This is a genomic window from Rhodoferax sp. BLA1 (assembly GCF_013416775.1).
In the GTDB taxonomy this organism is placed as follows: domain Bacteria; phylum Pseudomonadota; class Gammaproteobacteria; order Burkholderiales; family Burkholderiaceae_C; genus Rhodoferax.
Map to the genome: position 1 here is coordinate 53240 of NZ_SZVI01000012.1, position 19876 is coordinate 73115.

At 62.3% G+C, this 19876-nt stretch carries 22 protein-coding genes and 1 riboswitch; of the genes, 15 read left to right on the plus strand and 7 right to left on the minus strand.

Going from position 1 to position 19876, the window contains the following annotated elements; translation table 11 throughout:
- Positions 1-25: 25 nt before the first annotated feature.
- The 5 genes from FDG13_RS13050 to FDG13_RS13070 form a co-directional block, all read right to left on the minus strand.
- The gene (locus FDG13_RS13050) at positions 26-1003 is read right to left on the minus strand and encodes a dipeptidase (protein WP_180128381.1); all 978 of its coding nucleotides are present in this window, start codon (positions 1001-1003) and stop codon (positions 26-28) included.
- Between the two features lie 106 nt (positions 1004-1109).
- Complete coding sequence (locus FDG13_RS13055; protein WP_180128383.1) at positions 1110-1520, minus strand: flagellar protein FlaG; 411 nt, start codon at positions 1518-1520, stop codon at positions 1110-1112.
- A 200-nt stretch (positions 1521-1720) separates the two neighbouring features.
- Complete coding sequence (locus FDG13_RS13060; RefSeq protein WP_180128384.1) at positions 1721-2821, minus strand: phosphoserine transaminase; 1101 nt, start codon at positions 2819-2821, stop codon at positions 1721-1723.
- Positions 2818-4071, minus strand: a complete 1254-nt coding sequence (locus FDG13_RS13065) for a RimK family alpha-L-glutamate ligase (protein WP_255435246.1) — start codon at positions 4069-4071, stop codon at positions 2818-2820. The genes FDG13_RS13060 and FDG13_RS13065 overlap by 4 nt, the downstream gene beginning before the upstream one ends.
- 17 nt (positions 4072-4088) lie before the next feature.
- Positions 4089-5684 carry a GMC family oxidoreductase gene (locus FDG13_RS13070; RefSeq protein ID WP_180128388.1) on the minus strand — a complete coding sequence of 532 codons (1596 nt, stop codon included), beginning with the start codon at positions 5682-5684 and terminating at the stop codon, positions 4089-4091.
- A gap of 166 nt (positions 5685-5850) precedes the next feature.
- On the opposite strand from FDG13_RS13070, the gene FDG13_RS13075 reads away from it, so the two are divergent.
- On the plus strand, positions 5851-6924 hold the full coding sequence (locus FDG13_RS13075) for a serine/threonine protein kinase (RefSeq protein WP_370528224.1): 1074 nt from the start codon (positions 5851-5853) through the stop codon (positions 6922-6924).
- Positions 6925-6954: 30 nt separating this feature from the next.
- Here the strand turns inward: FDG13_RS13075 and FDG13_RS13080 are convergent, their stop codons facing one another.
- A complete protein-coding gene (locus FDG13_RS13080; protein WP_180128390.1) occupies positions 6955-7386 on the minus strand; it encodes an Hsp20/alpha crystallin family protein in 432 nt (143 codons plus the stop codon).
- A 196-nt stretch (positions 7387-7582) separates the two neighbouring features.
- Positions 7583-8026, minus strand: coding sequence for an FKBP-type peptidyl-prolyl cis-trans isomerase (locus tag FDG13_RS13085; protein WP_180128392.1), 444 nt, complete (start codon positions 8024-8026; stop codon positions 7583-7585).
- Between the two features lie 107 nt (positions 8027-8133).
- Between FDG13_RS13085 and FDG13_RS13090 the strand changes: the two genes are divergently transcribed.
- The 14 genes from FDG13_RS13090 (at position 8134) to cobA (ending at position 19873) form a co-directional block, all read left to right on the plus strand.
- Positions 8134-8457 (plus strand): hypothetical protein, encoded by a 324-nt coding sequence (locus tag FDG13_RS13090; RefSeq protein ID WP_180128394.1) that lies wholly within the window; start codon positions 8134-8136, stop codon positions 8455-8457.
- 9 nt (positions 8458-8466) lie between these two features.
- The gene (locus FDG13_RS13095; protein ID WP_180128396.1) at positions 8467-9645 is read left to right on the plus strand and encodes a bifunctional aminoglycoside phosphotransferase/ATP-binding protein; all 1179 of its coding nucleotides are present in this window, start codon (positions 8467-8469) and stop codon (positions 9643-9645) included.
- Positions 9646-9760: 115 nt separating this feature from the next.
- A riboswitch (cobalamin riboswitch) is annotated at positions 9761-9997 on the plus strand.
- A 226-nt stretch (positions 9998-10223) separates the two neighbouring features.
- On the plus strand, positions 10224-10901 hold the full coding sequence (locus FDG13_RS13100) for an energy-coupling factor ABC transporter permease (protein ID WP_078365185.1): 678 nt from the start codon (positions 10224-10226) through the stop codon (positions 10899-10901).
- A 3-nt stretch (positions 10902-10904) separates the two neighbouring features.
- Positions 10905-11726, plus strand: coding sequence for a precorrin-4 C(11)-methyltransferase (gene cobM / locus FDG13_RS13105; RefSeq protein WP_180128398.1), 822 nt, complete (start codon positions 10905-10907; stop codon positions 11724-11726).
- Positions 11723-12697: a sirohydrochlorin chelatase gene (locus tag FDG13_RS13110; protein WP_180128400.1), complete on the plus strand. Its 975-nt coding sequence runs from the start codon at positions 11723-11725 to the stop codon at positions 12695-12697. Before cobM ends, FDG13_RS13110 begins: the two co-directional genes overlap by 4 nt.
- The gene (locus FDG13_RS13115) at positions 12694-13386 is read left to right on the plus strand and encodes a precorrin-8X methylmutase (RefSeq protein ID WP_180128402.1); all 693 of its coding nucleotides are present in this window, start codon (positions 12694-12696) and stop codon (positions 13384-13386) included. Before FDG13_RS13110 ends, FDG13_RS13115 begins: the two co-directional genes overlap by 4 nt.
- The gene (locus tag FDG13_RS13120) at positions 13383-14480 is read left to right on the plus strand and encodes a cobalt-precorrin-5B (C(1))-methyltransferase (protein WP_180128404.1); all 1098 of its coding nucleotides are present in this window, start codon (positions 13383-13385) and stop codon (positions 14478-14480) included. The genes FDG13_RS13115 and FDG13_RS13120 overlap by 4 nt, the downstream gene beginning before the upstream one ends.
- Positions 14477-15814: a precorrin-6y C5,15-methyltransferase (decarboxylating) subunit CbiE gene (gene cbiE, locus FDG13_RS13125; protein WP_180128406.1), complete on the plus strand. Its 1338-nt coding sequence runs from the start codon at positions 14477-14479 to the stop codon at positions 15812-15814. Before FDG13_RS13120 ends, cbiE begins: the two co-directional genes overlap by 4 nt.
- Complete coding sequence (gene cobI, locus FDG13_RS13130; RefSeq protein ID WP_180128408.1) at positions 15807-16598, plus strand: precorrin-2 C(20)-methyltransferase; 792 nt, start codon at positions 15807-15809, stop codon at positions 16596-16598. Before cbiE ends, cobI begins: the two co-directional genes overlap by 8 nt.
- Positions 16595-17365, plus strand: coding sequence for a cobalamin biosynthesis central domain-containing protein (locus FDG13_RS13135; protein ID WP_180128410.1), 771 nt, complete (start codon positions 16595-16597; stop codon positions 17363-17365). Before cobI ends, FDG13_RS13135 begins: the two co-directional genes overlap by 4 nt.
- On the plus strand, positions 17362-17787 hold the full coding sequence (locus FDG13_RS13140; RefSeq protein WP_180128412.1) for a cobalamin biosynthesis protein: 426 nt from the start codon (positions 17362-17364) through the stop codon (positions 17785-17787). Before FDG13_RS13135 ends, FDG13_RS13140 begins: the two co-directional genes overlap by 4 nt.
- Positions 17768-18781 (plus strand): precorrin-3B C(17)-methyltransferase, encoded by a 1014-nt coding sequence (cobJ, locus tag FDG13_RS13145; RefSeq protein ID WP_255435247.1) that lies wholly within the window; start codon positions 17768-17770, stop codon positions 18779-18781. Before FDG13_RS13140 ends, cobJ begins: the two co-directional genes overlap by 20 nt.
- Positions 18778-19125 carry a ferredoxin gene (locus FDG13_RS13150; RefSeq protein WP_180128415.1) on the plus strand — a complete coding sequence of 116 codons (348 nt, stop codon included), beginning with the start codon at positions 18778-18780 and terminating at the stop codon, positions 19123-19125. The genes cobJ and FDG13_RS13150 overlap by 4 nt, the downstream gene beginning before the upstream one ends.
- Positions 19118-19873, plus strand: coding sequence for a uroporphyrinogen-III C-methyltransferase (gene cobA / locus FDG13_RS13155; protein WP_180128417.1), 756 nt, complete (start codon positions 19118-19120; stop codon positions 19871-19873). The genes FDG13_RS13150 and cobA overlap by 8 nt, the downstream gene beginning before the upstream one ends.
- The last annotated feature ends 3 nt before the right edge of the window (positions 19874-19876 follow it).

Sequence of the window (19876 nt, forward strand, 5' to 3'; positions counted from 1 at the left end):
CTAGAGGCCAATTGGATGCTGAAACTCAGAGGGGTGCCGCCGCCCAGACCTGGCCCGCCACCCGCAGCATATTGCCGCCCAATACCTGCTTGGCCTCTGCCTCGCTCATGCCCGCCGCGCGCAGGGCTTCGGGGAGCTGCTGCCAGGTGTCGATCGGCGCGTAGTGCATGCCGCTGATGGCCTGGCCATAACCGGCGCTTTTGGGCCACCAGTAGCTGGGGTCAAAGTCGCCCGGTGGCCTGTCATTGAGTTCTGGTTGAGAAAAACCGTTGTCCAGCCCAATGCCCACATGCGCGATGCCGACCAGGTTGGCCACATAGGCCGCATGCCGTGCCACATCCACGACACTGGGTTGCTCAACCCCCAGAAAACGTGACACACCTGACACACACACGACCCCGCCGGTGGCCGCGCAGGCGCGGATTTGTTCGTCGGTGATGTTGCGGCCATGGTCCACCAGGGCCAGCGGATTGGCGTGGCTGAAGACCACCGGCTGACTCGATGCCGCCATGATCTCCAGGCTGCAGGCCCGCCCGGTGTGGGAGCAGTCCATCAGCAGTCCGGCGGCATTCACAGCCTCGACCATCTGGCGACCCAGCGCAGTGAGGCCGCGTTTCTCGTCGTGGCAGCCATCGGCCACGCTGTTGTTGCGGTTGTAGGCAAAGTGGATCTGGCGCACCCCGAGGCGCGCGTAGAGCGCCACCATCTCGGGCTGCTCCAGAAGCGGCATGGCGCCTTCCAGGTCAAAACCGATGGCGATCTGGCCACCAGCCTGGGCGCGGGCGATGTCGGCCAGGTTGTTGACCTGTACATATTTGTCCGGGTGGGCCGCGATGGTGGCCCGGTAACCGGCGATCACCTGCAGGATCTGGCTCACCGGGTTCATGTCCATGCCGACGTTGACCGACACATAGTTCAGACCAAAGCTGCGTAACTGGTTGATCGGTGCAAAACTGGCCTGCGGATGCAAAGGCAGGCACATGTGGGCGTCCCAACGGGTCATGGTGTTCCAGCGAAGTGTGTGTGGGTGTTGGCTGGGTGCCAAGGGCGGCACCAGCCAATGTCTGTCGGGATGGTACGACAGAGCGCGCCTACAGGTGGGGTTGGGTTCAGGCCTGGCGGTTGAAGATCAGGCCGCGTTGGAACTGGTCCATGGCACGTGTCAGTGCCAAGGCTTCCTCGCTGGGGAACTGGCGGATCACCTCCTGGGTGGCGCGGTCGGTGAACTTGATGATGGAACGCCCGCTGGTCTGGTCCACGGAAAACTGCAACTCCGGTGCCAGCGTTTGCACGCGCTGTTTTAAATCCTCGGTGGCCCGTTGGATGTCTTCGTCCGACGCTTTGGGTCTGCTGGCAGATGCCTCGGTTTTGGCCCGGTTGTTGCCTGAGTTGCTGGTGCGCAGGTTGTCTGTTACAGCCTGGACCGGGCGTACCTCGGGCACCGGGCTGACGGGGGCACGTGTCACCGCTGCGCTTGCAACTGGGGATGGGCTGCTGGGGGTTGATGCAATCGGGTTCATGCTGCACTCCTGTTCTCAGTCGCAAGCGTCTGGGCGTGGGCCAGACGAGGATGGGCGCTTGACATGCCATCGGTGACCCGGTGGCAGTAGGCTGTATATGTATAACGGCTGTTGCGCCTGAAACTTGAGCGACCGGTGGTGCATGCCAAAAAGTGCCACTAGCCCAATTATTACAAGGGCCAACAGCTATCAAATCCGTATCACGACAGATGCTGGCGCCTGAAGTCCTGCATGAACTCGGTCAAGCGCTGCACCGCCGTCAGGCTCAGCGCGTTGTAGATCGAGGCGCGAATGCCCCCCACCGCGCGGTGCCCGGCCAGCCCGGAAAAACCGGCCAGTGCAGACTCGGCCAGGAAGGCCTGCTCCAGTGCCACACTGGGCAGGGTCATCGCCACATTCATCAGCGAGCGGTCTGGCACAGCCGCGCGGCCCCGGTAAAAACCCTCGCTGTCATCCAGCGCCTGGTACAGCAGCGCCGCTTTTTGCCGGTTGATCTGGTCCATGTTGGCAAGGCCACCGACCTCGTGTAACAGCCAGCGTGTCACCAGCAAGGTGACATAAATCGAGAACACCGGCGGTGTATTGAGGTTGGAATGGGCCTTGATCTGTTGTTTGTAGTCCAGAAACGCGGGCAGGTCGGTCGGTGCATCCTGCAGCAGGGCATCCTTCACCAGCACCACGGTGACCCCGGCTGGGCCGATGTTTTTCTGGGCGTGGGCGTAAATCAGGGCAAAACGCTCGGCCTCGCAGGGCCGGGACAAAAAGTCGGAGGACATGTCGCAGACGCGCGGTACATCTTCGCGGCCCAGAACCCGGTTGAACTGCAGACCCTCGACGGTTTCGTTGGAGACGTAGTGCAGGTAGGGCGCGTCAGCCGAGAAGGCCAGCTCGTCGTCAGCGGGCAGGCGCGAGAAACCGCAGCTCTGGCCTGACCACAGCACCTCGATGTCGCCCTGCAAACGCGCCTCGGGCAGCACCTTGCCGCTCCAGTAGCCAGTTTGCAAATACTGCGCAGGTGCTTGCTGGCCCCGCAGCAGGGTCATCGGCACCATCGAGAACTGCTGGGTGGCGCCGCCTTGCAGCAGCAGCACGTGGTAGCTGGCGTCCAGGCCCAGCAGGGCGCGGATGTTGTCTTCGGTTTCCTGGACGACTGCGGCAAACCAGTCAGAACGGTGGCTGATGCCCAGCACCGACAGGCCAACCTCGGGCACTTCCAGAATCGCTTGCTGCACCTGCAGCAACACCGACTCGGGCAAGGCGCCGGGACCGCCAGAAAAATTCAGGCTGTTCAAAGGTTTCATGCTTGTTCGACAGGTGTTGGTGCGTTGGTGGCGGTGTGATCAGCCATGCGCCGCAACAGCAGGTCGCGGAAAGCGTTTTTGACTTTGTGCATATGGATTTGTTTGTACGGGAACTGGGCCTCGGTGTCCATCGCATGGATCACCATGGCGTGGTCCACCTCAAAAATCAGCAGTTGCCCATCCACCGTTTCGGCGCAGTCGATACACAGGTAGTCGAGCGGGATGGCGCTGCTGATGGCCTGCAGCGCCGAATTGTGGCGCCGCTTGAAGGCCTCAAATCCCTCCATGAACGCCAGTTCCTCGGCGCGTTTCCAGGCTTCTTCGTACATCCCGGCATTGACGTAATGGATCATCCAGTTGCTGGACACGGCCATGTGGCAGGCGTAGGGCTGACCGTCGATCAGCGCCACCCGGATCTTGCGGAAGTAGCCGTCCGCATGGCTGTAGTTGATGAAGCGCGAGACAAAAAACTCGGCGTCAGGTTGCCCGGTCAGATAGTGGTTGATGTCCCCAGGCGTTTCGATCTTGGCCAGACCGTGGCCACCCTGCGAGCCCAGTGGCCGCAGGATGATGGGAAAGTCGCAGTCTGCAAAGACGGCATTGAGCTGGCTCGCGCCCGAGGCGATCGCTTGCATCTGGGCGCGTGAAGCGCGCAGGGTCGGCGGCATCAACACGCCCGGCTGGTGTTGCAGCAGGCTGCTGGCGGTGGCGCGGTCCACACAAGGGATGAACTGGGGCAGATTGAGCACCGGTTTGGGCCAGTGGGCCAACGCTTGCTCCAGAAAACGCAGATGCGCCCGGTTTTCGTCGCTGTCGCTCATCGCCACCAGCACGGCGTCGTGTTCGGGCAGCGGGGTTAACAGCGGCTCGTTGTGGCTCAGGTAGTAAAAAATTAGTTCGATGTCGCTGTCTTCGAGAAGGCATTCGAGTGGCGTGTTGGCGGCCAGATCACCGGGCTCCATCAGCATCAGCAGGCGGCAGCGTGTGGGTTGTTGGCGCGCCGCCAGGTGGTAAACACGTTGCAAGGACAAGGCCTGGGCCTGGGCCGTCAAGCCCAGTTCGCGCTGGCCCAGGGATTGCAGGACGAGGGACAGGGTCATCCATAAGGTGGCTGAGTCGGGCTGCGCCTGCGCTTGCGCCAGGGCGTGTTCTCCCACGGGTTGGAGGTCCATGCCCGCAATGCTCATGCGCAGGTAGGGGGCGAGTCCGAAGAAGGGGGTGTCTGCTGGGTCAGAGGAGAGGGGTGGCAAAACGGGCATGAGGCAAATCAGGGCAGCTGGTCAGCCCTGATCATATCGGCCGCCTTCTCGGCAATCATCATCACCGGTGCGTTGGTGTTGCCGCTGACGATGCTCGGCATGATGGAGGCGTCCACCACACGCAGGCCTTGCAGTCCATGCACACGCAGCTGCGCGTCCACCACGTCCATGTCGGTGTTGCCCATGCGGCAACTGCCGACCGGGTGGTAGATGGTGTCGGCGTAATCGCGGATCACCTGCTCGATCTGTTCGTCGGTCTGCGCGCTGGCGGTGGCTGGCAGCTCGCGCCCCTCAAAGCGGGCCAGTGCAGGTTGTTGCAGGATCTCGCGCATCAGCTTGAAACCGCGCACCAAGCGATCCATGTCGTCGCGGTGGCTCAGAAAGTCGGGGTCCACCAGCGGCAGGGCCAGCGGGTCTTTGCTGGCGAGCCGGATGCTGCCCGCGCTCTTGGGGCGCAGCAGGCACACATGGCAGGAGAAACCATGCCCCCAGCTCAGCGTGCGGCCGTGGTTGATGAGTTTGCCCACCACAAAGTGCAGTTGCAGATCGGGTGTGGCCTCTTGTGGCTGGCTCTTGATGAAGCCACCGGCCTCGGCAAAGTTGGTGGTCAACAGGCCGGTGCGGTGCTGGCGCCATTGCAGCATGCCTTGTCCTATCTTGATACCGCCACCCAGCGACAGGCCAAACAGCTCGGTGTTGTTGTGTACATGCACCACCTGCACGATGTCCGGGTGGTCATGCAGGTGCTGGCCCACACCGGGCAACTCGTGCAAGGGCGCGATGCCGGTGTCAACCAGGTGTTGGTGCGGCCCGATGCCCGAAAGCATCAGGATCTGTGGCGACTGGATGGCCCCGGCGCAGAGCAGCACCTCGCGCTGGCAGTTGAGTTGTTTGAGCTGGCCGTCCTGCATGAACTGCACACCCACGGCGCGTTTTTTCTCCAGCAGGATACGCGTCACCTGGGCGCCGGTGAACACCTGCACATTGGGGCGCGCCAGGGCCGGTGTCAGATAGGCCTTGGCGGCACTGCAACGCTCGCCGCCTTGGTGTGTGACCTGGTACAAACCCACACCTTCCTGGCTGGTCCCATTGAAGTCCGGGTTGATGGTGTGGCCCGCCTGGGCGGCGGCCTGCACAAAACGCAGGCCAAACGGGTTGGGGCTGTGTAAATCCATCACATGGAGCGGGCCGTCCCCACCATGCAGTTCGTCAGCCCCACGTTCGTTGCCCTCAGACTTCCTGAAGTAGGGCAACACATCCTGCCAGGCCCAGCCCGGGTTACCGAGTGCTGCCCAGTGGTCATAGTCCTCGCGCTGGCCACGGATGTAACACATGGCGTTGATCGAACTCGACCCACCCAGCACCTTGCCGCGCGGCTGGTAGCCAGAGCGCCCGTTCAGGCCGGGTTGGGGGGTGGTGTTGAGGCCCCAGCCCGCCAGGCTGAACTTGGCCAGCACCCCCAGGCCAGCCGGGCAGTGGATCAGCACGCTGCTGTCGGGTGGACCGGCCTCCAGCAGGGCCACGGTGGTGTTGGGGTCTTCCGACAGGCGTGCGGCCAGCACACACCCTGCCGAGCCGCCGCCGATGATGAGGTAGTCAAACATATGAGGTCTCCCGGCGCAACCAGAGTCTCTTAGCTATTCTGATGGGCTGGCCGTGGGCGCAGGTTAGCGCAAAAGCAACGGGGGGTTTAGAGGTGTCTGCCAAAGCGCGCGCAGGGCCGATTCTTTCGGGCATGATAGTGGGCTGAATAATAAGGGAGCGGGCATCGTGCAGGAACAATCACCGTCTGAGGGACATCCCTATCACGCTTTGACACCCGACCTGGTGCAGGACGCACTGGTCAGCATTGGCCTGTATGGGGACGGCCGACAGATGGCGCTGAGCTCTTACGAAAACCGGGTTTACCAGCTGCACCTGGACGATGGCAGCACCGTGGTGGCCAAGTTTTACCGCCCCGGACGCTGGAGCGAGGCGCAGATTCTGGAAGAACATGCGTTCTCTGCCGAGTTGATGGACGCAGAAATTCCGGTGGTGGGGCCGCTGGTGGTGCAGGGCCAGACGTTGCACCACTTTGGCGGGTTTTCCTTCAGCGTTTGCCCGAGCCGAGGCGGGCGCAGCCCCGAACTCGACGACCCCGATGTGCTGGAGTGGGTGGGGCGCTTTCTGGCGCGTATCCACACCGTGGGCGCGGCGCGGCCCTTTGTGGTGCGCCCGGCACTGGATATGCAGAGTTTTGGCACCGAACCACGTGCCTGGCTGCTCAGCCACGACAAAGTGCCGCTGGATGTGCAGTCTGCCTGGGAGAAGGCGTCCGCAGATGCACTCAATTTAATAGCTACTTTTCCTTTGGATGTAAGGGCTGCAAGCCAAAATGATTCAGAAGATGCGGCAGAGGACGCGCAGCCGAGCCACACCCTGCGCAGCCTGCGCTTACATGGTGACTGCCACCCCGGCAACATCCTCTGGACACCGCTGGACGCCCCGGCAGCCAGCTTGCCCGGCCCACATTTTGTGGATCTGGATGACGCCCGCATGGGGCTGGCGGTACAAGACCTGTGGATGTTGCTCAGTGGTGACCGCCAGCAACGCACTCGGCAACTCGGTGCGCTGGTTGACGGTTACGAACAATTCCGCAGTTTCGATCGGCGCGAGCTGGCGCTCATTGAACCCCTGCGCACCCTGCGCCTGATCCACTACAGCGCCTGGCTGGCGCGGCGCTGGGACGACCCGATTTTTGCCATCAACTTTCCGTGGTTTGGGTCGAGTGACTACTGGCAGGGTCAGGTGTTGATGCTGCAAGAGCAGATTGAGGCCATGCAGGAAGAGCCGCTGGTGGTGTAGCCAGCACCGGGTGGCGGCGGTGTGTTGCGCTTATTCGATATGGAGTTTTTGCGCCACATTGGCCGCCAGTTTCTTCGGCAGCGTCAGCATCAGCACACCGTTGTCGAACTTGGCTTTGGCCTGCGTCTGGTCGATGTCTTGCGGTAGCTGGAAGCTGCGTGACACCGCGCCAAAATAGCGTTCGCTGCGCAGCACGGTGTCGTTGTCACCGGTGCTGTCCTGCTGTTTCACCTCGGCTTCCAGCGTCACCATATTGCCGTCCAGCGAGACGTGGATGTCTTCTTTCGGTACACCCGGTATTTCGGCATGCACGGTGTAGGCGTCCTTGTTTTCCTTCACATCCACCTTGATCTGCGCGGCAGACCGCAGCGGGTCGCCGTGCAGGGGCCGGACGTAAAAAGCCGGGGCCAGGTCGCGGAAAAAGTCGTTCAAAAGAAAGCTGCGGTTGGTCAAAGCATTCATGTTGATCCTCCTTCAGGTTGGGACACTGGGTGAGCCCCTGGCGTTGTTACACCAGGGGTTGCCAGTACTGAAGATGAGGTGAACCGCGCGACTTTTCAAGCCCTGTGTGGGCTGCGCTGTGGGTGTTTTTGGTCTGGAAGCCGCCTGTCCTCGCCCCTGGACAGGCGCAGAGCCTGCGCTTGGCGTTGCGCGGGACTTATTTGCCCTTGATGCCCAGCAGTTCTACCTCAAACAGCAGCGTGGCGTTGGGTGGGATCACACCACCGGCGCCACGTGTGCCGTAGGCAATGGCGGCAGGGCAGGTGAGTTTGGCCTTGCCGCCGACCTTCATGCGTTGTACACCTTCGGTCCAGCAGGGGATCACGTTGCCCAAGGGGAATTCAATGGCCTGGTTTCGTTTGTACGAGCTGTCAAATTCGCGCCCGTCCGGGAAAGTGCCGCGGTAGTTGACCTTGACCACGTCGCTGGCCAGCGGGTTGGCGCCAGTGCCGTCTTTGAGGGATCGGTACACCAGTCCGCTGGTCGTGACAACGGCGCCGCTTTCTTTGGCAGCGGTCTCCAAGGTGGCATCAGCGGCCCAGACCACCGACAGGTTGACCAGCAGAGCGCAGGCTGCTGCGATGTGTAAAACAGTTTTCATGGGGAATTCCGTGGGGTAAAAGCAAAGGGTGGCCATTGTCGCTGCCGTCGGTTTCACCTGACCGGGTCTCTGGTATGGGCTGGTGTTGTGGACTTGAGACTGGCATCATGGCTGGCATGAATCCCAAGCTGCCACCGCTGATCCAAGCTTTGTTGGCGCCACAACCGTACTCAGGTGAGGTGGTGCGGGTGGATCTGGTCGAAACCCACATCTCCTGGGTGTTACTGGCGGGGGACTTCGCCTACAAGATCAAAAAACCGGTCAAGCTGGCGTTTCTGGACTTCAGCACCTTAGCGTTGCGTCAACAGGCCTGCCTGGACGAACTGCGTCTGAACCGGCGCCTGGCGCCAGACATTTACCTGGATGTGATTTCTCTGAACAACTCACCCCAAGTCCCACAGTGGGGCGGCACGGGGGACGTGTTGGATTAAGCCGTGCGCATGCGCCGTTTTGACGAAGCTGGTCGGCTGGACCACATATGTGCGCGCGGTGAGTTGCGCCCAGCCCACCTGTCCGACTTGGCGGGCAGACTGGTGGCCTTTCACGAGGCCGCCGCCAGTGCTACGCCCGACACCCGTTTTGGTGAGCCCGACCAGGTGATGGCGCCGATGCTGGACAACTTCACTGATTTGTCCACCATGCTCAAGCCGCCGCTTGACACCGACGCACTGGCCCGGTTGGCTCATCTGCAAACCTGGACACAGGCGCAATTCACGCAACTGGCGCCGCTGATGCACGCGCGAAAGCTTGGTGGCCGGGTGCGTGAATGCCATGGTGACTTGCACCTGGCGAATCTGGTGCTGATCAAGGGCTCGGTGCGCCTGTTTGACTGCCTGGAGTTCAACGAAGACCTGCGCTGGATCGACGTGGTCAGCGACATCGCATTCCCCTACATTGACCTGCTGGAGCACGGCCAGCCCGGCTTGGCCAACTGGCTGGTCAACGAGGTTTTGAGCCACAGCGGCGACTACCAGGGCGCGTTATTGCTGCGGTTTTATGCCGTTTACCGCTGTCTGGTGCGCGCCAAGGTGGCGGCCATCCGGGCTAAGCAGCTCCATGCCGACAGGACCGAGGTGCTGGCCGACATCAGCTTGGCCGAGCGCCTGGTGGCGCCACACCCGGTGCAACTGACCATCACGCACGGTCTGTCGGGCTGTGGCAAAACTTATTTGACCGACCAATGGCTGCAGCAAAACAACCATGCCCCGACGCTGCGCCTGCGGGCCGATGTGGAGCGCAAACGCCTGTTCAAGTTGGGGCGTTTGGCGCAGTCCAACTCAGGCATCAACGCGGGCATCTATGCGCCTGAGGTTCACGCCCAGGTCTATGCCCATCTGCGCGAGCTGGCGGTGAGTTTGCTGGCGGCGGGTTGGTCGGTGATCGTGGACGCCACCTTCCTCAAACGTGCTGACCGCGATGTGTTTCGCGCCCTGGCGGTTGACCAAAATGCGCGCTTTGCCATCCTGGCGCCGCAGGCCAGTCCCGAGCAATTGCGCGCACGGATTCTGGCGCGCAACGCCGCTGGCACCGATGCCTCTGAGGCGACGCTGGCCGTGCTAGCCCACCAGCAACACGAGTTGGGGTCCTTGACAGATGATGAGAGAGTCTTTGTGCTCTAGCCCTTGATATAAAAGGGCTGATAGCTATGGTTTAAAGAGTATCTCACGGGCTCGGCAGGTGCTTTTTCCACCAGCACCAACAGGCAAACAGATGTCATGTGTGTGTGAAATCTGTCGTTAGAATCATCCCGTTGGTGCTCGCGGCGTGGTTCACACGACGCAGTTCAACGGGAAGCAGGAGGGTCCAGGCTGACAACAGCCCACCTAACCTGCGCTGCCCCCGCAACGGTAAGTGGACGAATCGTCAAGATTCCGCTTCCATCACGGCCACTGAGTGTTTCACAGACGCTTGGGAAGGCGATGGAGGTTGCATCCACCAGCCCGGATACCGGCCAACAAGGTGGTCACACGCTTGCGTGTTGCCGTGATGCTCAAGCACTGTCGGGGACGATGGTGAGAGTTGTTTGCCGGATGTTCCTGCCATGATTTTCCGCCACTGCTGTGCACGCCTAAGTGTCCGCACCCACGGTGCAACCAGGCTGGTTGTCCTGCGTCCATGTCAGGAGGTACAGCCCGTTTAGCTGCTGTGTTTTTCGCGTTTGTCTGTTGTTCAATCCGTCGTTTTAAGGAGTTACTCCATGCACATCGAACCTGGCCTTGTTGAAGGCGCCAAAATTTTCCTCAGCTACGCCACCGCCGCCGGTGCCCTGGCGTATGCCGCCAAACTGGCCGTCAGCACCATCAAACGTGATGGCCTGACCGCTTTGGCACTGCGTTCGGCCATGGCCGTTGCTTTGGTGTTCTGCTTTTTTGAAGTGTTGCCACACCACCCGGTGGGTGTCTCCGAGGTGCACCTGATTTTGGGCACCACCTTGTTGCTGGTCTTTGGTGTGGCCCCTGCGGCCATTGGCTTGGCCGGTGGCCTGTTGGTCCAAGGTCTGTTTTTTGCACCGTTTGACCTGCCGCAGTACGGCATGAACGTCACCACCCTGCTGGTGCCGCTGTTTGCCACCGCTGCCCTGGCGCGCAAGATCATTCCTGAGAGCACTGCCTATGTGAACATTGGTTATGCCCAGGCCTTCAAGCTGTCGGTGGCTTACCAAGGTGGCATCGTGGTGTGGGTCGGCTTCTGGGCCTTGTATGGCCGGGGTGTGGGTGCTGAGAACCTGGCCAGTGTGGCCAGCTTTGGCGCAGCCTACATGACCATTGTGTTGGCCGAACCCCTGATCGACCTGGGTGTGTTGGCATTGGCCAAGATGATGCACCGCCTGCAAGGCTCGGTCGCTGTCGACAAACGCCTGTACAGCGCGGCCTGATCCATGGTGCAGCCCAAGCCCGGAACCGTTTGGTTTGTGGGGGCCGGTCCGGGTGACCCGGACCTGATCACCGTCAAGGGCCGCGGGCTGATTGAGCGCGCGGGCGCCATTTTGTTCGCTGGCTCCCTGGTTAGCGAAGCTGCCACCCGCTGGGCACCAGCGGATTGCGTCATTGTGGACAGCAAGGACATGACCTTGGAGGACATGTCGGCCTGGCTGATCACCCAGGCGGCGCGCTGCGAGACCGTGGTGCGCTTGCAAACCGGTGACCCCGGGCTGTATGGCGCCTTGATCGAGCTGGTGCAGCCGCTGGATGCCGCAGGTGTGCCGGTGCAGGTGGTGCCAGGGGTGTCCTCGGCCATGGCCTCTGCGGCAGCGGCAGTCGAGAGCCTGACCCTGCCCGAAGTCACCCAGACCGTGATTCTGACCCGCATGGAAGGGCGCACGCCCATGCCTGACGGCGAGTCGCTGCAAGAGCTGGCGGCGCACCACAGCACCTTGTGCATCTTCTTGAGCATCACCTTGATGGGGCAGGTCACCGCTGCGCTGCGCGCCGCGGGCTGGTCGCCTGATGCGCCCGTGGTGGTGGTCCACAAAGCCAGCTGGCCCGGTGAAGAAAAAATTGTGCGTGGCACCGTGGCCACCATCCAGGCCCTGTGCCGCGAGGCCAAGCTGGTCAGCCAGTCGATGATCATCGCCAGCCCGACACTGGGCGCCCGGCATTGGACCACCCTGGCCAAGTCCAAACTCTACGACGCCAGCTTCACCCACCGTTTCCGGCAGGCCAGCGTGCCTGCTTCTCAACTTACCCTGGATACCCCATGACCTCTGACACCATTTTGCTGGTGGGCCACGGCTCACGCGAGGCCTCCGGCAACGACGAAATCCTGGCTTTTGCCCAGCAGTGGCGCCAACGTCAGCCGAGCTGGTCGATCGAGGTCTGTTTTATTGAACTGGCCGACATCACGCTGGCGCAAGGTTTGGCCACCGCGGCCGCCAAGTCGGGCCGTGTGATTGTGGTGCCGCTGATCCTGAATGCGGCGGGCCACGTCAAGATGGACATCCCGCAAGCGATTGACGCAGCGCGTGTCCGGTTTCCACGGGTCCAGTTTTTGTACACCCCCGAGTTGACCGCTTGCGACCTGCTGTTGAAGGTGGTGCTGCGCCGCCTCAAAACCGCGATGAAGTCGCTGGACATGCCCGACCCCACCACCACCGGTGTGGTGCTGCTCGGGCGCGGCTCATCTGACCGCCATGCCAATGGCGAAATGGCGAAAATGGCGCGCTGGGTCATGGAAGAAACCGACCACCCGCTAGTGGATGTGGCCTTCACGGGCATCACCTACCCGCGTCTGGAAAAAGTGGTGCAACGCCAGCACCTGCTGGGCATGACGCAAGTGGCGGTGCTGCCGTATTACCTGTTCAATGGCACGCTGATGGAGCGCATCGGGCGCCAGGTGGCCAACCTCAAAACGCAGTACCCCACGGTGCGTTTTGCGCTGACCAACTATTTTGGTTTTGAGCCCGAGGTGTTTGAGGTGCTGGAGCAGCGTGTGAAAGATGCCCAACTGGGCCGCCCCGCCGCCATGATGGCCTGTGACGGCTGCAAGTTCCGCGAGTTTGCTGTTGAACATGGCCAAGGCGGTCATTTGCATGAGGACGGCACACACCACGACCACGGCCACCCGCACCCGCATGAACACGACCATCCTCATGAACATGAACATGAACATGAACATGAACATGAACATGAACACGGTCACCACCACCATCCCCATGTCGGAGCCCCGGCATGAGTTTGCCCACCCCCAATGTCATCACCGAACAACTCACCGCCGCCGGGCGCGCCATCGAGCACGATTCGTTTGCGGTGATCGACCGCGAAGCCGGTCCCCACAACTACGCGCCAGAACAGTGGCCGGTGGTGCGCCGCATGATCCACGCCAATGCCGACTTTGACTTCAACGGCTTGACCGAATTCCACCCCCAAGCGGTGAGCGCCGGTCTGACCGCGATTTTTTCGGGCAAGGCTCGCGTGGTGGCCGATGTCGAGATGATTTGTGTGGGCCTGTCGGCACCCCGGTTGGCGCACTTTGGTATCAGCACCCACCAGTTCATCAGCGACGCCGATGTGATCGAACTCGCCCAGGCACAGGGCACCACACGTGCGGTGCAGGCCATGCGCAAGGCGCACCGGCTGGGTCTGCTGGACGGCGCCATCATTGGCATTGGCAATGCACCCACCGCCTTGATCGAAGTGGTGCGGCTGATCCGTGAGGAGGGTGCGCGCCCCGCCTTGGTGGTGGGCATGCCGGTGGGGTTTGTCTCGGCGGCTGAGTCCAAGGATTTGATGGCCTTGCAGAGTGATGTGCCCTGGGTGGTGATCCGCGGTCGCAAGGGTGGCTCCACCTTGGTGGTGGCAGCTATCCATGCCTTGCTGGGCATGGCAGAGGCCAAGGCCAACAACAAGGACAGCGCTGCGTGATGGACAAAGAGGCGCCGCGTGGCACCCGCACTGGTTTCACCACCGGGGCGTGTTCAGCAGCGGCGGCCCGGGCGGCGGTCATCGGCCTGGTCACTGGTCAGGTGCCCGACAGTGTGGAGTGCCTGCTGCCCAATGGTGACTTGGTGACTTTTGCCGTGCACGATGGCCGCTGTGATGGGGCTTGTGCCCACGCCATGGTGATCAAGGACGCTGGCGATGACCCTGATTGCACCGACAAAGCCCACCTGACGGCCGATGTACGCTGGTGGGCTGAGTTGCCCGGTCAAGTTCGGCTGGCTGGTGGCGTCGGTGTCGGCCGGGTCACCATGCCCGGTTTGGGCCTGGAGGTGGGTGGCCCGGCCATCAACCCGGTGCCGCGCCGCAACATCGAGGCCAATGTGCGCCTGGCGGCTGGCGCCAGACTGGAGGAGGCGGGCCTGGAAGTGACAATTTCCGTGCCGCAAGGCCAGGAAATGGCCAAAAAAACCACCAACGCCCGCCTAGGCATTTTGGGAGGTATTTCCATTCTGGGCACCACCGGCATTGTCAAACCGTATTCGACTGCCGCCTACCGGGCCAGCGTGGTGCAGGGGGTGCATGTGGCGGGCACCTTGCCGCAGGGGGTGGTGGTGCTGACCACCGGTGGTCGCACCGAAAAGTTTGTCATGGAACAGCTGCCACATCTGCCCGAGGCCGCCTTTGTGCAGATGGGCGACTTTTTGCGTTACGCCATGAGTGCGGCGGTGAAGGCTGGTGTGAAACAGGTGGTGATTGGTGGCATGGTGGGCAAACTCACCAAAATCGCCCAGGGTGAAACCATCACCCATGCCGGGCGGGCTGACGTCGACACCGGGCTGCTGGCCGATCTGGCGGCAGAACTGGGTGTGGCACCCGAGGTGTGTGCCGACATCCGTGCCGCCAAAACCGCACGTTATGCCGGTGAACGTATGGATGAACTCGGCTTGGGCACGGTGTTCCACACCACCTTGGCGCAACGCGTGGTGCAGACCTTGCGTCTGACCTACCCCGATCAGTTTGATATTCAGGTGCTGGTGTGTGACTTTGATGGGCACAAGATTGCCCAGTACCCATGAACAAGGACGCCATGAAAAATTTGGACAAGTGCCGTGTGTTGGGCGTGCTGGACGATGGCGCGACCAGCCTGAGCCAGGCTGCGCTGACCCATCTGGCACAGGCGCAGTTGGTGATTGGAGGCACACGTACGCTGGAACTGCTGGCCGAGCACATCGCGCCGCAGGCCGAGCAGCGTGACCTGACCGGTGTGATGTCGCAGGTACCGGAATGGATTCGCGCTGCGCTCGATGAAGGCCTGCGCGTGGTGGTGTTGGCCACTGGCGACCCCTTGTGCCATGGCATTGCCGCTTACCTGGCCTCGCGCCTGTGTGTCGAGGTGATCGAGGTGCTTCCCAATGTCTCGACCCTGCAACTGGCCTGCGCCCGACTGTGTCTGCCCTGGCAGGACATGCGTTTTGTCTCGGTGCACAGCCGCGATGCCGGGGAGTGGGTGGCCGGATCACCACCCAGCCATGGGCTGTATGGTTTGCTGCGTGAACTGCGCCAACACGACCGCCTGGCGGTGTTGACCAGCCCGGCCAACTCACCCGATCGCATCGCCCGCATGCTGGTCACCGAAGGTCTGGACAAGGATTGGGAGATGGCGGTGGCCGAGCGCCTGTGCCAGCCGCAGGAGCGTGTGGTGAGCGGCTTCAGCATCGAAGCCGCCACGCGGATGAGCTTTGCCGAACTCAATGTGGTGCTGCTGTGGCGCAACACGCTGCGTGCGTCGCCGGTGTTGTTTGGCCTGCCGGACGCCAGTTTTGCCCAGCGTCACCCGGAAAAAGGCCTGATCACCAAAAACGAGGTGCGGGCTGTGTCCTTGGCGCGCCTGCAACTGCGTCAGAACAGCGTGGTCTGGGACATTGGTGCGGGCTCGGGCTCGGTCGGGCTGGAGGCGGCCCGCTTGTGCACGCAGGGCCATGTCTACGCGATTGAAAAAAATGCCGACGATTGCGCCAATGTGCTGCAGAACCGCCGCGCTTTGGGCATCAGCAACCACAGCCTGGTGCACGGCAAAGCGCCCGACGGCCTGGCCGACTGGGCCGACCCCGATGCGGTGTTCATCGGTGGTTCGGGCGGCGAGCTGGCCGCACTGATTGGCCTGGTGTTACAACGCCTGCGTCCAGGCGGCTGGCTGGTCATGAACTTTGTGACGCTGGAAAACATGGCCACGGCGGTTGAGGCGGTGAAACAACTCGCAGCCAACTGGGATGTGCTGCAGTTGCAGGCCTCGCGCAGCCAGCCTATTTTGCACATGCACCGCATGGCCGCAGAAAATCCGGTCTGGATCGTCTGTGCCCAGGCAGGATATGCCTCTATTACTTCTGAATTTGTAGCAACCCATGTCTAAAAACGGTACCCTTTTTGGTGTCTCACTTGGCCCCGGCGACCCCGGCCTGATCACACGCCGGGCCTGGGCCTTGCTCGAACGCCCTGATGCCATTTGGACCTACCCGGTGCGCAGCCTGCGCTCGGACAGTTATGCGCTTGACATCGCCCAGCGCGCTGGTTTGCCCTTGCCCACGCAGCATCTGCCGCTGCTGTTCCCAATGACGCACGATGCAGAGAAACTGGCGCGCCATTGGCTCAAGGCCGCTGAAACCGTGCGCGATTTGCTGGCCACCGGGCAGGATGTGCTGTTTCTGGTGGAAGGGGACGCCTCCACTTACGCCAGCTTCAGCTACCTGGCGCGGGTGCTGCGTGAGCTGGACCCAGCCGCGCAGGTGCAAGTTGTGGCGGGCGTGAGTTCGTTCAACGCAGTCTGTGCCACGGTGCAGGTGCCGCTCTCCGAGCAGGACGACACCATCGCCATCGTGCCCGCCGCTTATGGCATCCATGCGGTGGAAAAAATGCTCGACGACTTCGACACCCTGGTGCTGATGAAGGTGAAACCGCTGCTGGACGAGCTGGTCGATTTGCTGGAGCGACGTGGCCTGCTGGCCCACAGCTGCCTGGTGGAAAAAGCCGGTTCACCGTTGGAGCGGGTGGTGCGGGATGTGGCAAGCCTCAAAGGCACCCAGGTCAACTACCTGTCTTTGCTGCTGGTGAAAAATCCGGGCCGCGAAAAAGGCCCAATGGTGCGCGGTTGCCGCAAAAAAACCAGCACCGAACTGGCCGAGGAAGCTGCCCAATGAGTGAACTTACTACCTCCGCTGTGACCGAGCCAGTGCCACGTGTGGTGCTGATCGCCATCACCAAACACGGCGCACAACAAGCCGCGCTGCTGGCGCAGCAGTTGCCCGCCGCCCATGTGTGTGTCGCCGACAAGTTTGCCCCGCTGGTGGCGGGCGTGAGCAACCCGGTGCAGACCTACAGCGGCCCGTTTCGCGACGAAATAGCGCAGCTCTTTGCCAACTTTGACCAACTGGTGTTTTTTGTCTCACTCGGCGCGGTGGTGCGCCTGATCGCGCCACACCTCAAAAGCAAGGACGAAGACCCCGGTGTGATTGTGGTGGACGATGCCGGGCAGTTTGTCATTCCGGTGCTCTCTGGCCATATCGGTGGCGCCAATGCCATGGCAGAACAGGTGGCTGCGTTGCTGGGCGGCACTGCGGTGCTGACCACCGCGTCGGATGTGGGCAAGACCATCCCCGTCGATATTCTGGGGCGCGAGCTCGGCTGGCGCGTGGAGTCGCCCAAGATCAACATCACCCGCGTCTCTGCCGCCGTGGTCAACCAGGAGCCGGTGGCGCTGGTGCAAGAGGCGGGCAGCCCCCACTGGTGGACCCGCCCGACACCCTTGCCAGCCAACATCCAGCGCTTTTCCCGCTTTGAAGATGTTGATCTGGACCACTTCAAGGCGGTGTTGTGGATCACCCATGCCGAGGTGACCCCCGCACACTGGGCGCAACTGCATGAGCGGTTGGTGGTTTACCGACCGCCGCAGGGGCAGGGCGCATGAGTGTTGCGACATCGGGCGTCGCGATTGGCCTGGGCTGCGACCGGGGCACCCCCCTGACCACGGTGCTGCAGGCGCTGTATGACGCGCTGGCGCAGGCTGGTCTGAGCCGTGCCCAGGTGCGGGTGTTGGCCAGTATCGAGGCCAAGTCCGATGAGCTTGCTTTCCTCGAACTGGCCAAGGCAGGCGGCTGGCCGCTGCGTTTTTTCAGCGCGGCCGAACTGGCGGTGGTGCCGGTGCCCAACCCGTCCGAGACCGTCTTGCGTTACATGGGCACCCCCTCGGTGTCCGAGGCAGCGGCGCTGCTGGCCGCAGGCACCGATGCCAGCCACCTACTTGTCGAAAAATTCAAACACCAAGGCGTTGACGGAAAAAACGCCACCATTTCCATTGCAAGGATGACGCATGACCGAGATTGTTTCTGAAGCTTCTGTGACCACCCCCCCGCAAGGCAAGATCATGCTGGTGGGCATTGGCCCGGGCAGCTTCGCCCAGATGACCCATCGCGCGGTCGAAGCCATTGCCGAGGCCGATGTGGTGATTGGGTATGTCACCTACATCAAGCTGGTGGCCGATTTACTCGAGGGCAAAGAGGTCATCCGCAAAGGCATGACCGAGGAACTCGACCGCGCGGTGCATGCGCTGGAGAGCGCCCAGGCGGGCAAAAAGGTGGCGCTGATCTCCAGCGGCGACGCCGGGGTTTACGGCATGGCTGGCCCGACCTATGAGGTGCTGTTCCAGGCGGGTTGGACACCGGACAGCGGTGTGCCGGTGGAAATTGTGCCGGGCACCTCGGCCATCAATGCCTGCGCCTCGCTGGTGGGGGCGCCTCTGACGCATGACTTCTGCTCAATCTCTCTGTCGGATCTGCTGACACCCTGGCCGGTCATTGCCCGTCGGCTGGAGGCCGCCGCTGCGGCTGACTTTGTGGTGGCGCTGTACAACCCCAAGAGTGGGCGGCGCACCCAGCAGATCGAACAGGCGCAGTACCTGTTCTTGCGGCATCGCTCGCCCCAGACACCGGTGGCGGTGGTCAAGTCGGCCTACCGGCGCCGCCAGGCGATTGTGTTCACCACACTCGACAAGATGAGTGACTGCGAGATCGGCATGCTCAGCACCGTGTTGATCGGCAACAGCAACACCTTTGTGCGTGACGGTCTGATGGTCACCCCGCGTGGTTATGCCAACAAATACGATATGCAAGGCGATGGCAGCGCACGTGAGGGCGAAAAGCGGGGGCGCTCCCTGTCCACTGGCCTGCTTGGGTGGATGGCCAATTTGCACGCTGACTTTGCTGAAGGCATCAGTCTGACGCAACTGGCACAGCTTCACCATCTGCCCGCAGACTATCTGGAGCTGGTGCTCAGAACCCCGCTCGAAGAAGAAGAGACGCCTGGTGCTGACGAGGCCGAGGCATGACTGAGGTGATCAAACCCAAAATTGGCGAGTACAAACGCCATCTGCTGATTTGCACCGGCCCACGTTGTGCCCAGGACGGCGCCGCGCAGGCCTTGTTTGACAGCCTGGGTGACAAGTTCAAGGCCGCCGGGCTGAACGACGGTGCGTTGCGGGTCAAACGCAGCCGGGTCAGCTGTTTTGCCGCCTGCAAGGGCGGGCCGGTGATGTGTGTGCAGCCGGACGGCACCTGGTACTACAACGTGACACCCGACAATATGGATCGCATCATCGAACACCATTTGGTGGCGGGTCAGCCGGTGGCTGATCTGGTGTTCCATCAAGGTCCAGGAGACTGCCATGAGTGAGCAAACAGCGGCGCAAAGGCCAGGCTTTGTCTATATCGTCGGCGCCGGTCCTGGCCCGGCTGACCTGATGACCCTGCGTGCACTCAACCGCCTGCAGCGTGCTGATGTGGTGGTGCATGACCGGCTGATCACGCAAGAGGTGCTCGATCAGATTCCGGCCAGTGCCGAGCGGCTGTACGTGGGCAAGGCGCTGGGCAACCATTCGGTGCCACAAGACCAGATCAACGCCCTGCTGGTGCAACATGCCCAGGCTGGGCGCCAAGTGGTGCGGCTCAAAGGGGGCGACCCGTTTGTGTTTGGCCGCGGAGGGGAAGAAGTGCAGGCGCTGCAGGCCGCAGGGATCGGCTTTGAAGTCGTGCCGGGTGTGACAGCCGCCAGCGGCTGCTCGATGGCGGCAGGCATCCCGCTGACCCACCGCGATCTGGCGGGCAGCTGTGTCTTCCTGCCCGGCCATCTGGCCGATGACAACAGTGGTTATGACTGGAGCGCGTTGGCGCGTCCGGGGCAGACCCGGGTGTTTTACATGGGGGTGCAGCGCCTGCCGCACATCGCCCAGCAATTGATCTCGCATGGTCTGGCGCCGGACACCCCGGCTGCCGTGGTGCGCGACGGCACCCGGACCAGCCAGCGTATCTGGGCCACCGGCCTGAGCCGGCTGGTGACGCTGGCGCCGTCTTATGGCCCTCAGCCCGGGCTGGTGATCATTGGTGAAACGGTACAACTGAGCCCGCACTACAACCAGGTGTGAGGC

Bases quoted from the DNA above. Each gene is read 5' to 3' on its own strand.
- FDG13_RS13100 (WP_078365185.1), top strand. From the start codon at position 10,224: ATGCACATCGAACCTGGCCTTGTTGAAGGCGCCAAAATTTTCCTCAGC.
- FDG13_RS13055 (WP_180128383.1), bottom strand. From the start codon at position 1,520: ATGAACCCGATTGCATCAACCCCCAGCAGCCCATCCCCAGTTGCAAGC.
- FDG13_RS13115 (WP_180128402.1), top strand. From the start codon at position 12,694: ATGAGTTTGCCCACCCCCAATGTCATCACCGAACAACTCACCGCCGCC.
- FDG13_RS13095 (WP_180128396.1), top strand. From the start codon at position 8,467: ATGCGCCGTTTTGACGAAGCTGGTCGGCTGGACCACATATGTGCGCGC.
- FDG13_RS13110 (WP_180128400.1), top strand. From the start codon at position 11,723: ATGACCTCTGACACCATTTTGCTGGTGGGCCACGGCTCACGCGAGGCC.
- cobA (WP_180128417.1), top strand. From the start codon at position 19,118: ATGAGTGAGCAAACAGCGGCGCAAAGGCCAGGCTTTGTCTATATCGTC.
- cobM (WP_180128398.1), top strand. From the start codon at position 10,905: ATGGTGCAGCCCAAGCCCGGAACCGTTTGGTTTGTGGGGGCCGGTCCG.
- FDG13_RS13085 (WP_180128392.1), bottom strand. From the start codon at position 8,026: ATGAAAACTGTTTTACACATCGCAGCAGCCTGCGCTCTGCTGGTCAAC.
- FDG13_RS13135 (WP_180128410.1), top strand. From the start codon at position 16,595: ATGAGTGAACTTACTACCTCCGCTGTGACCGAGCCAGTGCCACGTGTG.
- FDG13_RS13080 (WP_180128390.1), bottom strand. From the start codon at position 7,386: ATGAATGCTTTGACCAACCGCAGCTTTCTTTTGAACGACTTTTTCCGC.
- FDG13_RS13050 (WP_180128381.1), bottom strand. From the start codon at position 1,003: ATGACCCGTTGGGACGCCCACATGTGCCTGCCTTTGCATCCGCAGGCC.
- cbiE (WP_180128406.1), top strand. From the start codon at position 14,477: ATGAACAAGGACGCCATGAAAAATTTGGACAAGTGCCGTGTGTTGGGC.
- cobJ (WP_255435247.1), top strand. From the start codon at position 17,768: ATGACCGAGATTGTTTCTGAAGCTTCTGTGACCACCCCCCCGCAAGGC.
- cobI (WP_180128408.1), top strand. From the start codon at position 15,807: ATGTCTAAAAACGGTACCCTTTTTGGTGTCTCACTTGGCCCCGGCGAC.
- FDG13_RS13140 (WP_180128412.1), top strand. From the start codon at position 17,362: ATGAGTGTTGCGACATCGGGCGTCGCGATTGGCCTGGGCTGCGACCGG.
- FDG13_RS13060 (WP_180128384.1), bottom strand. From the start codon at position 2,821: ATGAAACCTTTGAACAGCCTGAATTTTTCTGGCGGTCCCGGCGCCTTG.
- FDG13_RS13070 (WP_180128388.1), bottom strand. From the start codon at position 5,684: ATGTTTGACTACCTCATCATCGGCGGCGGCTCGGCAGGGTGTGTGCTG.
- FDG13_RS13090 (WP_180128394.1), top strand. From the start codon at position 8,134: ATGGCTGGCATGAATCCCAAGCTGCCACCGCTGATCCAAGCTTTGTTG.
- FDG13_RS13150 (WP_180128415.1), top strand. From the start codon at position 18,778: ATGACTGAGGTGATCAAACCCAAAATTGGCGAGTACAAACGCCATCTG.